This is a genomic window from Streptomyces sp. NPDC028289, from assembly GCF_055565975.1.
Window position 1 is genome coordinate 36,432 of sequence record NZ_JBVHTI010000003.1, and the last position, 14,219, is coordinate 50,650.

Below are 14,219 nucleotides of genomic sequence, written 5' to 3' on the forward strand. Positions count from 1 at the left end.
ACCGACGGACGGACGGGACGGGTGGCATGGCGATGCGTCGTGGTGGGCCGGCGGTGGCCGGTGCGGTGGCGGTGGCGGTGGCGGTGGGTGTGCTGGTCGTGGGCGGCGGTGGTGCCGCCTGGGCCGGGAGCGCGGATCTGGAGGTGCACGGGTCCGCGGTGCTGAGCGGGGACTCGGTCGAGGTCCGGGTGACTCCGCGCAACCACGGGCCGGACGGCGTGACCGGGGCCAGCGTGCGGCTGGTCTCGTCGGCGCCGCTGGCGGACTCGCAGCAGCTGCCGGGCGGGTGTGCGCGCACCGGTGACCGGGAGGTGGTGTGCGACACCGGGCCGCTGGCCGTCGAGGTGCCCGGCGAGCAGCTGGTGGTTCCGGTGCGGCTGCGGGAGCGGCCGGCCGAGGTGACGCTGTCGGTGGACGTGGTGTGGGGCGGGGGCGCGGTGGACCAGGACCGTACGAACGACAAGCAGCGGGTGCTGGTGCTGGCGACGGGGGATCCGTACGCGTTCTGATCCGGGGCGTCCGGGGCGTCCGGGGCGTCCGGGGCGTCTGGAGCGGCCCGGGCGTGCGGGGCGTCCCGGTCGTCCGGGCATGCGGGGTCGGTAATTCACGCATGCGCACCATCAGTTGGGTACGGCGGCACCGGATGCACGGCACGCACGGGCGAGCGACCACGATGGGGTCCGAAGCGGCGGCCGCGGTGACCGGCGCCGGGACCCTTTCACTGCCCGCGCTCCCCGGGCCGCTTTTCCGCCGGTCGGCGAGAGCGGGGCACCCATGACGCGGCGCCCTGGGTGCCCCGCCCCCATGCCGCCGCCCTAATGCCACATGTAGTTCTCGGCGGCGTCGACGATCAGGTCCTTCACCGCCTGGGGGTGGGAGACGAGGGAGACGTGCGAGGAGTCGATCTCCACCGTCTTGCGGGCGTTGGCGCGTTTCGCCTCGAACAGTTCCAGGGCTGGGTTGATCGCTCGGTCCTGCCTGCCGACCAGGGCGTACACGGGCTTGGTGTGCCAGGCGGCGCCGGTGAGTCTGTCCGCGAACGCCGACATCGCGATCGGGCGCTGGGTGACTCCCATGAGGGTGGTCTGGCTACTGGGCAGGTCCGCGGCGAAGACCTGGCGCAGTTTGTCCGGCTGGATGTACACGTCCGTGCCGGTGGTGCCGTCAGCGCCGCGGAAGGGCACCAGCTTCAGGGCCTTGGTGAGAGGGGCGGGAGCGAACTTCGCGGCGAGGGTGGCCTGCGACTCTCCCTTGTCCGGCATGATCGCGTTGATGTAGACGAGGGCCTTGACGTTGTCGTTTCCGACGGCGGCCTGCGAGATCACCTCTCCGGCGTAGGAGTGTCCGACCAGGACGATCGGTCCCTTGACGGACTTCAGGAAACTCGCGAGGTAGGCCGAGTCCTGGGCGACACCGCGCAGCGGGTTGGCCGGTGCGTCCACCGTGTAGCCGTTCTGCTGGAGCCGCTGCACGACGCCGTTCCAGCTCGACGCGTCGGCGAAGGCGCCGTGCACGAGCACGATGGTGGGCTTCTGCCGGCCGGGATCTCCGCTCGGGCCGCCGGCCAGTGCCGTCATGGGGGCGAGGACGGCGGTGGTTCCCGACAGTGCCAGGAGTGCTGCGCCCCAGCGGGCGCCGTTCACGGTGCGGCGGGCTTCGCGCGGTATTCGCATGCTGCTCCGGTCCTTCGGTGCGAGGCGTCGGCGACGCCCGGGATTCCAGCGTCGAGGACGCCCGTCGGCGTGTCCCCGTGCGCGGGCCGTCCGGGTGAACGGGTGACCGCGCCCCGGGGCCCGCGCTCCGCCGCCGCCCGCGGTGATCAGGTGGCGCCGGCCGTCGTCCCGAAGGTCACCCGGTAGTAGCAGGCGCCCTTGCAGGGCATGGTCGCGCCGTCGTCGAAGGCGTAGGAGTAGGCGTAAGGTTCGGCGCGTTTGAAGACCTGGGTGTAGTCGACCGGCCACTTGGCGGGGACGCAGTTGTCGCGGGCCGCCCAGGCGCCGCGGCAGTAGTACGTGTCGCCGCCGAACGCCGCGCACGGCGGTTCGCAGCCGATCTCCCGGCCGCCGGAGAGGGCCTGCATGGCCTTGGGGCAGGTGACGTCCGTGGTGCAGGTGCCCTGGTAGCAGCCGGAGGCGCTGACCGGGTCGGTGGTCGTGGTGTGGGAGATGTTGATGTACATGGGCAGGTTGGAGCCGTCGACCATGCTCACGTCGTAGAAGTCCATGCCCGCGTAGGCGTCGAAGGTGAACTCGCCGAGGGTGGTGGGCGGGTTGCCGCCGGTGCAGACGCTGGTGCAGTCGCCGGAGGCGCAGGGGCCGGCCGCCGTTCCGTCGGCGCAGCCGGTACGGCCCCAGATGCGGCCGCCCCAGTTGTTCGCGACGGTCACCGAGAGGCTCTGGCCGGGGGCGAGTTCGCGGCCCGCCGGGTAGGCGGAGGTGCCGGTGACGACCGCCCACACCGTCTGCGGGGTCTTGTTGACGACGGTGATCAGGCGTCGGCCGGCGGGGGCGGTGGTGGGCTGCGCGGCCTTGGGGGTCTGGTGGGATGCGGCGGTCGCCGGCGTACGCGTGGTCTTCGCCGATGCCGACGCCTTGGCACTCGCCGGGGCTGAGGGGGACGGGGAGATGCCGGGGCTCGCTGGCGGGGAGAGCGGGGTGCCGGACGGCGCGGACGGGAGGGCCGCGGCCGTCTGCCGGTCCGGGGCCGCGGTGTGGGTTCCGGCGGGTGTCCACATGCCGTAGGTGACGATCACGGTGGCGGTCGTCGCGAGGGCGGCCGCGCCGGCGAACCACCAGCGGCGTCGCGGTGGTCTCGCGCCGTGTCTCCTGCGTCCTCGTGCCATCCTGGTGCCTTCCTCGGGCGGTGCCTGATGTGTGCCTGCCTTTCGGTGACCTCCGCGACGAGGGCCGCACAACACAAATCGCGAAGCCGACTCGCCGGTTTTTCTGTTGTCCCCGCGTCGTCGGCGGGGTCTCCGTACCGACAGCCGGATCAGCCGGACTCTGCGCGGAGGAACAGACCCACATGACCGAGAACCATCGGAGCGGACCCGACCCCGGCGTGGTGACGGCCGCCCGCGCGGGGGACAGAGCGGCCCTGGAACACCTCGTGACCGCGTGTCTGCCAGGGCAAGCCGGTACTACACCTGGAACACCCAGCACCAGGGCGTGACGACCCCGTCCTCGGCCTCCTTCGTGCCGATGATCTGGGGTGCCGCCTCCGTCACCGACCCGGCGCTGGCACAGGCGCGGGCCGAGGGGCCGTACCTCCTGGGCTTCAACGAACCCGACATGGCGCGGCAGTCGAACATGACCGTCGACCAGGCGCTGGGGCTGTGGCCCAAGCTGATGGCGGCGGGCAAGGTGCTGGGCAGCCCGGCGGTGGCGTACGGCGCGGACACGGCCGGCGGCTGGCTGGACCGGTTCATGTCGGGGGCGCAGGCGAAGGGGTACCGGGTCGACTTCATCACGCTGCACTGGTACGGCGGCGACTTCCGCACCCCGCAGGCCGTGCAGCAGCTGACCTCGTACCTGGCGGCGGTGTACGCGCGGTACCACAAGCCGATCTGGCTCACGGAGTACGCGCTGATCGACTTCTCGCAGGGGACCCGGTTCCCGTCGGCGCGGCAGCAGGCGGACTTCGTCACCGCGTCCACGAAGGCGCTCGACGCGCTGCCGTACGTGCAGCGGTACGCGTGGTTCGGGCTCGGTGCCGACCCGGCGAAGCCGGGCAGCGGGCTCTTCACGAGCGGTACGGCGGCCACGGCGGCGGGCCGGGCCTTCCAGGCGGCGCGCTGAGCGGTGGGGTCGCTCCGGGTGCGGGGAATAGGTGGCGGTGGGGTCTCGTTCTGCGGGTATAGTTGAATCGTAAACAACCTGGAGGGTGAGCGAGCATGCAGTTCGGGATCTTCACGGTCGGCGACGTCACGCCGGACCCCACCACGGGCCGGACGCCGAGCGAGCGGGAGCGCATCAAGGCGATGGTCGCGATCGCGCTGAAGGCCGAGGAGGTCGGCCTGGACGTGTTCGCGACGGGTGAGCACCACAACCCGCCGTTCGTGCCGTCGTCGCCGACCACCATGCTCGGTTACGTCGCCGCGCAGACGGAGAAGCTGATCCTCTCCACCTCCACCACCCTCATCACCACCAACGATCCGGTGAAGATCGCCGAGGACTTCGCGATGCTCCAGCACCTGGCCGACGGCCGGGTGGACCTGATGATGGGCCGCGGCAACACCGGGCCGGTCTACCCCTGGTTCGGGCAGGACATCCGCGAGGGCATCAACCTCGCCATCGAGAACTACGCCCTGCTGCGCCGGCTGTGGCGCGAGGACGTCGTCGACTGGGAGGGCAAGTTCCGCACGCCGCTGCAGGGCTTCACCTCCACCCCGCGGCCGATGGACGACGTGCCGCCGTTCGTCTGGCACGGCTCGATCCGCTCGCCCGAGATAGCGGAGCAGGCCGCCTACTACGGTGACGGCTTCTTCCACAACAACATCTTCTGGCCCGCCGACCACACCAAGCGGATGGTCGAGTTCTACCGGAAGCGGTTCGCGCACTACGGGCACGGCACGCCCGAGCAGGCGATCGTCGGCCTCGGCGGCCAGGTGTTCATGCGGAAGAACTCGCAGGACGCGGTGCGCGAGTTCCGGCCGTACTTCGACAACGCGCCGGTCTACGGGCACGGGCCGTCCCTGGAGGACTTCACCGACCAGACCCCGCTGACGGTGGGCTCGCCGCAGCAGGTGATCGAGAAGACGCTGGGCTTCCGCGAGTACGCGGGCGACTACCAGCGCCAGCTGTTTTTGATGGACCACGCGGGGCTGCCGCTGAAGACGGTCCTGGAGCAGCTCGACATCCTCGGCGAGGAGGTCGTGCCGGTGCTGCGCAAGGAGTTCGCGAAGGGCCGTCCGGCGGACGTCCCGGAGGCGCCGACGCACGCGTCGCTGCTGGCCGCCGCCGCGGAGGAGAAGAAGGCCGACAAGGCTTCGGACAAGAAGGAGGTCGGGGCATGAAGCTCGTCGTCGTCTCGGCGGGGCTGAGCGTGCCGTCGTCCACGCGGCTGCTGGCCGACCGGCTGGCGGCGGCCGTCGGCCGGCAGGCCGAGGTCGAGCTGGAGGTGGTGGAGCTGCGCGACCTCGCGGTCGAGATCGCGCACAACTTCACCAACGGGTTCCCCGGGCGCAAGCTCGCGGCGGCCCTGGAGGCGGTGACCGAGGCGGACGGCCTGATCGCGGTCACGCCGGTGTTCACGGCCTCCTACAGCGGACTGTTCAAGTCGTTCTTCGACGTGCTCGACAAGGACGCGCTGGCGGGCAAGCCGGTGCTGATCGCGGCGACCGGGGGTACGGCACGGCACTCGCTGGTGCTGGAGCACGCGCTGCGCCCGATGTTCGCGTACCTGCGGGCGGTGGTCGTGCCAACGGGCGTGTACGCGGCGTCGGAGGACTGGGGAGCGGAGGGCCTGGAGGGGCGCGTCGAGCGGGCGGCGGGGGAGCTGGCGGCGCTGATGCAGGGGCTTCGCCGGGCCGTGCGTGAGGAGCCCGAGGCGCTGCCGGTCGTGCCGTTCGCGGAGCAGCTGGCGAGGTTGGCCGCGGGCTGAGGGGGGCCGGGGCGGGGGGCTTCACTCGCCCGCGTTGGCGGGGTGCAGCTGCGCCCACCCGTGCCGCCCTGCGGCACGCCTGCCCGCAGCCATGTAGCTGACAGCGCCCCGTAAGGGGCGCTGGGGGTACCCCCGGCCGAAGGCTGGGGGAGGAACTGCGCGAGCAACCCCCACCGGCCCGCAGTCGAATCGCGACGCCCGGTTGCCTCTGTGACGGTGAGAGGCAGGTAAAAAGGGTGATCGTAGGCCCGCTCGCCACGGCAGAACCGCCGGAAGCCTTGGCAGACTGGGGAGGTGCCCCAGACTGTGCTGCTCGCCGAAGACGACCGCGCCATCCGCCACGCCCTGGAGCGGGCCCTCACCCTGGAGGGTTATGAGGTGACTGCGGTCGCGGACGGTGTGGAGGCCTTGGCGCACGCCCACCGCACCAGCCCCGACGTCCTCGTCCTGGACGTGATGATGCCCGGCATCGACGGCCTCCAGGTCTGCCGCGTCCTGCGGGCGGAAGGGGACCGCACCCCGATCCTCATGCTGACCGCGCTGGTGGAGACCGCCGACCGGATCGCGGGACTGGACGCCGGCGCCGACGACTACGTCGTCAAGCCCTTCGACGTCGAAGAGGTCTTCGCCCGGCTGCGGGCGCTGCTGCGCCGGACCCTGCCCGTGACCACCGGCGGCGGCAGCAGCGGTGGCGGTGGTGGTGGCGGTGTGCCCGCCGAGTCCGGCCGGGAGCCGCAGGTCTCCGACCGGCAGATCGAGGCGGCCGGACTGCGGATGGACCTCCAGGCCCGCCGGGCCTGGCGCGGCGGGCGCGAGCTGGAGCTGACCCGCACCGAGTTCGAGCTGCTGGAGCTCCTCGCGCGCAACGCGGGCATCGTCCTCGACCACTCCACGATCTACGACCGCATCTGGGGCTACGACTTCGGGCCCGGTTCCAAGAACCTCGCCGTCTACGTCGGCTACCTGCGCCGCAAGCTCGACGAGCCGGGCGCCCCGCAGCTGATCCACACCGTCCGGGGCGTGGGTTACGTGCTGCGGGAGGACTGAGTGGGCCCGCTCCGGCGCCTGGAGCGGCTCACACGGGTACTGGCCCGGCGCCGGCCGGGCCTCGTCTCCCTGCGGACCACCTTCGTCGTCTCCTTCGCGGCGGTCACGGCCGCCGTCACGATCGTCGTCGGCATCCTGTCGTACAACGCCGCCGCCCGGCTGGTCCGCGTCGACCAGCAGTCGGTGTTCACGCAGGTCGTCTCCGACGTCCAGGACGAGGTCAAGCAGCACAAGATGGTGCCGGCGGACTTCTCCTCCTCCCAGCCCGGCCATGACCTGGTCCGTCCCGCGCGCACCGACGTCCAGGTGCTCGGCGCGCGGGGCGAGATCATCGACCGCGGCAGTCCGGTGCTGCCCGTCACCGCCGCGGACCGGGCGGCCGCCACCGCCGCGGCGGCCGGGAAGACGGTCCAGCACAAGGACGTCCAGGCCGGCGAGGACCTGTTCCGGATCGCCACGGTCGCGCTCGGCGGCGGGCGGGGCGCGGTGCAGGTGGCGCAGGAGTTCAGCGACACCGAGGACCTGCTCAACGCGCTCCAGCAGCGGACCCTGCTGCTGATGTCGGCCGTGGTGGTGGCCGCCGGGCTGTTCGGCTGGTGGCTGGCGAGGCGGATCACCCGCCGGCTCGTGATCCTCACCTCCGCGGCGGAGAACGTGGCCCGCACCCGGCAGCTCGGCATCCAGGTGCCGGTGACGGGACTGGACGAGGTGGGCAGGCTGGGCCGCGCCTTCGACCGGATGCTGGGCCGCCTCGCCCAGTCCGAGGAGGACCAGCGGCGCCTGGTCCAGGACGCGGGTCACGAGCTGCGCACCCCGCTGACCTCGCTCCGTACGAACATCTCCCTGCTCCGCCGGATCGACGAACTCCCGCCCGCGACCCGTGACGAGCTCGTCGCCGACCTCGGTCAGGAGGCGCGCGAACTGACCGACCTGGTCAACGAGCTGGTCGACCTCGCGGCCGGGCAGTCCGACACCGAGCCCCCGCAGCGCGTGGACCTGGCCGACATCGCGGAGGACGTGGCGGGGCTGGCCCGGCGCCGTACCGGACGCGAGATCGTGCTGCGCGCGGCCGGCGACACCACGACCGACGGCCGCCCCGGCATGCTCCAGCGGGCCGTCTCCAACCTCGTGGAGAACGCGGCCAAGTTCGACCGGGACGGCAAGGCCCCCATCGAGATCAGCGTCACCGGCCCCGCCCGGCCGGGCACTGTCCGCGTCGAGGTCCTCGACCGCGGCCCCGGTATCGCCGAGGGCGACCTGATCCGCATCTTCGACCGCTTCTACCGGGCCGCCGACGCCCGCTCCCTCCCCGGCTCCGGCCTCGGCCTCTCCATCGTCCGCGAGGTCGCCATGGCCCACGGCGGCGCCCCCTTCGCCTTCCGCAGGGAGGGCGGCGGGGCGGTGATCGGGTTCACGGTGGGCGGGGGGATCGTGGGCGGCGGGCTGCCGCGCGCGTGAACCACCTGCCGTGAACAGCCGGTCGGCCCTCCGCGCTGTCCGTCACCCGATCAGCGGCCCTCGGAAGAAGTCCGGCAGACGAGGGACTTCTGTCCTTCATTTCCTGTCGATGCGCAATTCACTCACTTCCATGGAAAGAATCAGGCCATTTCCTGGAGTGGCGAGTTCATGGGCTCTCATCTGAACAGGCATTACGTCGCCGAAAGTCTCGACGTGCTGGTTCGGTTCAGCCATATAAGTAATCCATAAGTTATTTCATGCGTTCGTTGATCAAGGATCCCTGCGCACGACGTTCACTGTCACCACGCAAGGGATGCACTGTGCGCACACGATCACGAAGACCCCTCATAGTGGTCCTGGCCCTGGCTCTGATAGCCATCGCGGGCGTGGTTCCGGCCTGGGCTCTCCCGGCCCGTCCCGCCGCCGTGTCCGCGGCTGCTCCGGCCAAGGTCCGGACAGCCGCGGACCTGCCCAAGCCGCCCAAGGCCATGACGCTGGCCGAGCGGCGCAAGCAGGTGAAGCAGTCCCGGAACGACCTGTCGCCGATGGGGAAGTTCCGGAATTCTCACGACAAGGGTCTGGGGAAGCCGACCCAGAAGCCGCACAGCAGACCGCAGAAGCTCCCGAAGCAGGGGCCCGCTGCCAAGCCCTCCGCCAGGAGTGGAGCCGCGACCCTGGCCGCCGCGGCCACCGCCGACCCGGCCTGGGTGTCCTCCACCGCCATCGCCTATCCGGATTACCTGTCGATCGGCGGATATCTGCAGTTCGCCGCGGGCACCACCGCCTCCTCGTACTCAGGGCTGTGGTTGTACCTCCTGGACGAGAACGGCAACTACGTCTACCAGCACGAGGTCAAGAAGGCCACCGACAATCCGGTGGGCAACACCCCGGACAACGGCGCCTGGTGCTACGGCTGGTGGCCGGCCGACTCCCACCCGGCCGACCAGTGCTTCTGGTGGATATCCAACAAACTCGGCGGTCTTCTCCAGGACGGCAAGAAGTACTACGCCTATGTCTTCATGACAGGCGCGGACGGTACCTACAGTCCGAGGGGGACCACCTCCCCGCCGGTGACGGCCTTCTACACACCGGGCATTCCCGGCGCGCAGGCGGGCATCTGCTCCTGCTACGGGCAGGCCCACCGGGCCGACCCGGTCAACACAGCCACCGGCATGTTCTACGAGCAGCTCACGGACGCCAAGATGGTCGGCGTCGGTACCCAGGTGTCCCTGGACCGCACCTACCGCTCCGACTCCGCCACGAGCGGACTGCTCGGCCCCGGCTGGGCGACACCGTTCGACTCGAGGCTGACGGTCTCCTCCGGCTCAGTGACCTACCAGGCCGACGACGGGGCGAGCTTCGTCTTCACCCAGGCCAGCGACGGCACGTACACCACACCGGCTGCGTCGACGGCGAAGCTCACCAAGAGCGGTAGCACCTACACACTCACCACTCCGGACCAGACCAAACGCACGTTCAGCGGTTCCGGTCAGCTGACGTCCGTGGTCGACAAGGCCGGCCAGGGCCTGACCCTGACCTACAGCTCCGGCAAGCTGTCCTCGGTCAAGGACGCGGCGGGCCGCACCACCGGCTTCACCTTCAACGCCGACGGCCTGCTGAGCGAGGTGGACCTCCCCGACACCACGTCGGTCTCCTACGGCTACGACGGCGGCCTGCTGACCTCGGTCACGGATCCGGCGGGCCGGACCTCCCACTACGCCTACAACGCGGACAAGAGGCTGTCCTCGTACACCGACCCCGCGGGCGGCACGGTCTCCAACACGTACTACCCGGACGGGCGGATCAAGACCCAGACCGACCAGAACAACAAGACCACCAACTTCACCTGGGACGACACCGACGACAACAGCCGCGAGTCGTACACCACCGCGCCCGACGGGGGCCTCTGGACCGACCTGTACTCCGGCAACGTGCTGATGCAGAGCATCGACCCCTACGGCAAGACCGTCTCCTACGACTACGACCAGAAGCTGCGCCCGGTCGACATCACCGACCAGCGCGGCAACACCACGTCGATGACGTACGACAGCGCCGGGCACATGCTCTCCCGGAGCTCCCCCAGCTCGCTCGGGTACTCCGAGAGCTGGACCTACGACAGCGCGGGCAATGTCAAGAGCCACACCGACGGCCGCACCTACACGACCTCGTACGGCTACAACACCTCCAACCAGCTGACCTCCAGCACCGATCCGCTGGGCGGGAAGACGTCGTACACGTACACGGCGCAGGGCGCTCTGCACACCGTCACCTCCCCGCGCGGGAACCAGACGACGTACGACTACGACAGCGCCGGCAACCGGACGTCGGTGACCACTCCGCTGGGTGAGAAGACCACCTTCACCTACGACGCCGCGGGCCGCGTCCTGACCATGACCAGCCCGCGCGGCAACGTCTCCGGCGGTCACCCGGACTGGTACACCACTCACTACACCTACGACGGACGCGGTCTGCTGAAGTCCGTGACCGATCCGCTGGGCCACACCACCGGCTACGAGTACAACGGCGCCGAACAGCTCACGTCCGTCAAGGACAACCGGGGCAACGTCACCCGCTACGAGTACGACGACGCCGGCAACCTCACCAAGACCACGGACGCGCTCAACAAGTCGATCATCCGGACCTACGACACGTACGGCAACGTCACCTCGGAGACCGACCCACTCAAGAACAAGACGGTCTGGAACTACGACAAGCTGGGCCGTCTGAGCAGCGCCGTCTCCGCGCGCGGCAATCTGCCTGGCGCCAACCCGGCCGTCTACACGACGAGTTACGAGTACGACGACGCCGGCAACCGCACGAAGGTCACGGACCCGACCGGCGCGTACGTGACCACCGAGTACGACGCCGTGAACCGGCCCGTCAAGGTCACCGACGCGCTGAAGAAGTCGACCCTCTACGAGTACGACGCCGACGACAACGTCACGAAGGTCACCGACCCGTACACCAAGACCGTCATCTCGGCCTACGACAAGAACAACCGGCTCCACACCACCACCGACCAGCTGACCAAGACCACCACCTACGACTACGACGCCGACGGCAACATGCTCAGCACTACCTCGCCGCTGGGCAACAAGCAGAGCTGGACCTACGACGCCGACGGCCGCCTCTACTCGTCCACCGAACCCCGCGGTAACGTCGCCGGTGCCACAGCAGACAACTACACGACCTGGTACGACTACGACGCCAACGGCAACCCGAAGACCGTCTGGAACTTGGCCGGTGAGACCGACACCACCTACGACGCGAACGGGAACCTCGCATGGCAGCGTGACCCCGACGGCGCCACCGCTTCCTACTACTACGACGACCTCGACCGGCTGACCAGGCTGGACGCCATCGCCCAGGGCACCACGCTGTACGAGTACGACGAGGTCGGCGACCTCAAGACACGCACCGACGCGAACAACCACGTCACCGCCTACGGCTACGACGACGACCACCGCCTGAACTCGGTCACCGATCCGCTGAACCGGACGACCACCTACTCCTACGACCCCGACGGAAACCAGAACGGCACAACCACCCCGCGCGGCACCACCACTCTCACCTACGACGCCCGCAACCTGCTGAGCAAGACCGACTACTCCGACTCCACCCCTGACGTCAGCTACGGCTACGACGCCGCCGGCCGGCTCACCTCCCGCGGCAACAGCTCCCTCACCGAGGACTTCGGCTACGACTTCGTCGGCCGGCTCACCAAGAACCGCGGCTTCTCCTACACCTACGACGCCGCCGGCCACATGCTCAGCCGCACCCTCGGCGACGGCAACACCGTCGGCTACACCTACGACGACGACGGCCGCACCAAGACCATGACGGCCGACTCCAAGACCACCAGCTACGCCTACGATCCGGCGGGCAACCTCACCACCACCACCCTGCCCAACACCGAGACCGAGACCCGCGCCTACGACTATGGCGGGCGGCTGTACAACGTCACCTCCGCGAAGGCCGGCACCACCGTCACCAGCACCTCCCTCAGCCTGTCGCCCGGCGGCCTCCCGATCCACGTGAACGTCTCACGCGCGGGCGTCGGCAGCGGCGGCTGGGACCAGACCTACGACGAAGCCGGCCGCCTGACCTCCGGCTGCGCCCCGCAACCCACCGACGTGGGCTGCCCGGCAGCTCGTGCCACCACCTACACCTACGACCAGGTCGGCAACCGCCTCACCTCGACGCTCGGCACGACGAGTACCAGCTACGGCTACGACGCGGCCGACGAGCTGATGTCCAGCACGACCGGCTCCACGACCACCGCCTACGCCTACGACACCGAGGGCAACCAGACCAAGGCCGGCGCCAACACCTACACCTACGACCTCGCCGGACAGATCGCCGCCGCCACCATCGCCGGCACCAACTACACCTACACCCACGACGGTGCCGGCAACCAGCTCACCACCAGCAGATCAGGCACCGTCCAGGGCCGCCTCGACTGGGACCTCAACGCCTCGGTCCCGCAGCTGGCCACCGAGTACGACAGCGCCGGAGCGATCAAGCAGTCCTACCGTTACGACCCCCTGGGCCAGCCCGCCGCCACCGAGACCACGTCGGGCGCGCTCTTCTACTACCACCACGACACCCAGGGCTCCCCGGTCGACGTCACAGGCAGCACCGGCACCCTCTACCAGCGGTGGACCTACGACCCCTACGGCACCCGCACCCTCAACACCGTCACCAGCGGCGCCCCTGCCAGCACCCCGGCCTACACCGGCGCCCGCTACGAGACCACCACCGGCAACCTCGACCTCCACGCCCGCCAGTACACCACCACAACGGGCCGCTTCAACCGCCCGGACCCCGCCGCCCCCGACCACAACAACGCCTACACTTCGGCCTACGCCTACGCCAACGACGCACCCACCCTCTACACCGACCCCAGCGGACTGACTCCTCGTGACCCCGACGACGGGCACGTCCACAGCCTCAGCGAGGGCCTGAAGGTCTTCGGCGACGGCTTCCTGCAGGGTCTCAAGTCGCCCTTCGACTTCATCGGTGACACCTACGACGCCCTCACTGGAGCGAACGGCGGCGCCGGCACCTACCTCGACAAGTACCTCCCCGTCCGCCCCGCCTACCGCCTCTACCGCGCCGCGGACATGCTCCGCCAACAGGGCTGCGACGCACTCGCCGACCAGTATGAGGCTGCTGCGGACGAACTCGCCCAGCAAGTAGGCGTGACGGTCATCGGCGGACTGAGCGGATGGCGGCGGGGGGCGTACGAATCCGAGACGTCGATTTTGGGATCCGAAGGGCTACCGAAAAAGTCTACCGGTGGTGGGTTGTTCTACCACGGATCCGAGGTGCCGGCGTTGATCGACATCCTCAACAAGGGCTTGGACGCAACTGCGGCAGCCGCAGGTCACACCGACGGGCCAGGAGGCTTCTTCGTCGCCACCCATTACGGCGACGCAGAATTCTTCGCCGCCCGGACTGGGAAACAGCATGGGGTCATCGCGGTCAAGATCACAGATGACGCGATGGGTAAGCTGGAGGAGGCGGGAGCAGTGACCCGGAAGATTCCCGAATCGAAGAAGTCGCCGAAATTCGAAGGCTACGAGTTCCACATCCCCGAATCCGCCTTCAATCTATTCAATAAGCTCAGGCGAGATGGTGAAATTGACATACGGCCCCTCTGACTTTACCCCGATCGACGTGATGGATTACCTGCGCGGGAATGAGGGCATGTTCTTTCGCTCGGGCACCTACGACCCTGTCGAGCTTGCCGGTATGATCGCCACCGAAGCTCTGATCCTGGGTGCGGAGAACATCCAGATCCGGTCCGACGGGGACTGGCTGACTGTGAGTGCGGATCGAGATTGGCTGGAACGTTACGAGCACGACGCGTTTCAGTCGATCATGTCCTTCCCGGAAGCCGGTGCCAACAGCATGCTCGCCGAGATTCTCGCGGTCGCTTTTTCGGCTGGCGTGACGACTGCCGCGCGCGGCACGCTCAAGGTGGTCAGAGGGGAATTCGCCTTCCCCGCCCGCCCGGTCGACCAGAATACGGCGAGGGCGGTTTCCTTCATGCGTCGGCGAAACTCATAGCCCACTCATGAGTGCCACGCGGCCGCACGCACCGCACACAG

Annotated in this window: 11 protein-coding genes; 8 read left to right on the plus strand and 3 right to left on the minus strand. The window is 69.4% G+C overall.

Features of this window, described 5'->3' with window-relative positions; all coding sequences use genetic code 11:
* Window positions 1-26 precede the first annotated feature (26 nt).
* A complete protein-coding gene (locus tag ACZ4UV_RS14235; protein WP_467838026.1) occupies window positions 27-509 on the plus strand; it encodes a hypothetical protein in 483 nt (160 codons plus the stop codon).
* Window positions 510-815: 306 nt separating this feature from the next.
* On the opposite strand, the gene ACZ4UV_RS14240 is transcribed toward ACZ4UV_RS14235, so the two are convergent.
* Both ACZ4UV_RS14240 and ACZ4UV_RS14245 read right to left on the minus strand, forming a co-directional pair.
* Window positions 816-1,673, minus strand: a complete 858-nt coding sequence (locus tag ACZ4UV_RS14240) for an alpha/beta fold hydrolase (protein WP_451021418.1) — start codon at window positions 1,671-1,673, stop codon at window positions 816-818.
* Between the two features lie 146 nt (window positions 1,674-1,819).
* The gene (locus tag ACZ4UV_RS14245) at window positions 1,820-2,842 is read right to left on the minus strand and encodes a thaumatin family protein (protein WP_467838030.1); all 1,023 of its coding nucleotides are present in this window, start codon (window positions 2,840-2,842) and stop codon (window positions 1,820-1,822) included.
* A 274-nt stretch (window positions 2,843-3,116) separates the two neighbouring features.
* On the opposite strand from ACZ4UV_RS14245, the gene ACZ4UV_RS14250 reads away from it, so the two are divergent.
* The 5 genes from ACZ4UV_RS14250 to ACZ4UV_RS14270 all read left to right on the plus strand — a co-directional run bounded on the left by ACZ4UV_RS14250 (window position 3,117) and on the right by ACZ4UV_RS14270 (window position 8,106).
* Window positions 3,117-3,797 carry a glycosyl hydrolase gene (locus ACZ4UV_RS14250; RefSeq protein WP_451021420.1) on the plus strand — a complete coding sequence of 227 codons (681 nt, stop codon included), beginning with the start codon at window positions 3,117-3,119 and terminating at the stop codon, window positions 3,795-3,797.
* Window positions 3,798-3,892: 95 nt separating this feature from the next.
* Complete coding sequence (locus tag ACZ4UV_RS14255) at window positions 3,893-5,014, plus strand: LLM class flavin-dependent oxidoreductase (protein ID WP_451021421.1); 1,122 nt, start codon at window positions 3,893-3,895, stop codon at window positions 5,012-5,014.
* Complete coding sequence (locus ACZ4UV_RS14260; RefSeq protein ID WP_451021422.1) at window positions 5,011-5,601, plus strand: FMN reductase; 591 nt, start codon at window positions 5,011-5,013, stop codon at window positions 5,599-5,601. Before ACZ4UV_RS14255 ends, ACZ4UV_RS14260 begins: the two co-directional genes overlap by 4 nt.
* A gap of 294 nt (window positions 5,602-5,895) precedes the next feature.
* Complete coding sequence (locus tag ACZ4UV_RS14265) at window positions 5,896-6,648, plus strand: response regulator transcription factor (protein WP_451017172.1); 753 nt, start codon at window positions 5,896-5,898, stop codon at window positions 6,646-6,648.
* Window positions 6,649-8,106, plus strand: a complete 1,458-nt coding sequence (locus ACZ4UV_RS14270) for a sensor histidine kinase (protein WP_451017173.1) — start codon at window positions 6,649-6,651, stop codon at window positions 8,104-8,106.
* Between the two features lie 96 nt (window positions 8,107-8,202).
* Here ACZ4UV_RS14270 and ACZ4UV_RS14275 read toward each other — a convergent pair whose 3' ends face one another.
* Complete coding sequence (locus ACZ4UV_RS14275; RefSeq protein WP_451017174.1) at window positions 8,203-8,340, minus strand: hypothetical protein; 138 nt, start codon at window positions 8,338-8,340, stop codon at window positions 8,203-8,205.
* A 254-nt stretch (window positions 8,341-8,594) separates the two neighbouring features.
* On the opposite strand from ACZ4UV_RS14275, the gene ACZ4UV_RS14280 reads away from it, so the two are divergent.
* Together ACZ4UV_RS14280 and ACZ4UV_RS14285 are read left to right on the plus strand one after the other, a co-directional pair.
* Window positions 8,595-13,769 (plus strand): DUF6531 domain-containing protein, encoded by a 5,175-nt coding sequence (locus tag ACZ4UV_RS14280; RefSeq protein WP_451017187.1) that lies wholly within the window; start codon window positions 8,595-8,597, stop codon window positions 13,767-13,769.
* Complete coding sequence (locus tag ACZ4UV_RS14285) at window positions 13,741-14,178, plus strand: hypothetical protein (protein WP_451017175.1); 438 nt, start codon at window positions 13,741-13,743, stop codon at window positions 14,176-14,178. Before ACZ4UV_RS14280 ends, ACZ4UV_RS14285 begins: the two co-directional genes overlap by 29 nt.
* Window positions 14,179-14,219: the final 41 nt, after the last annotated feature.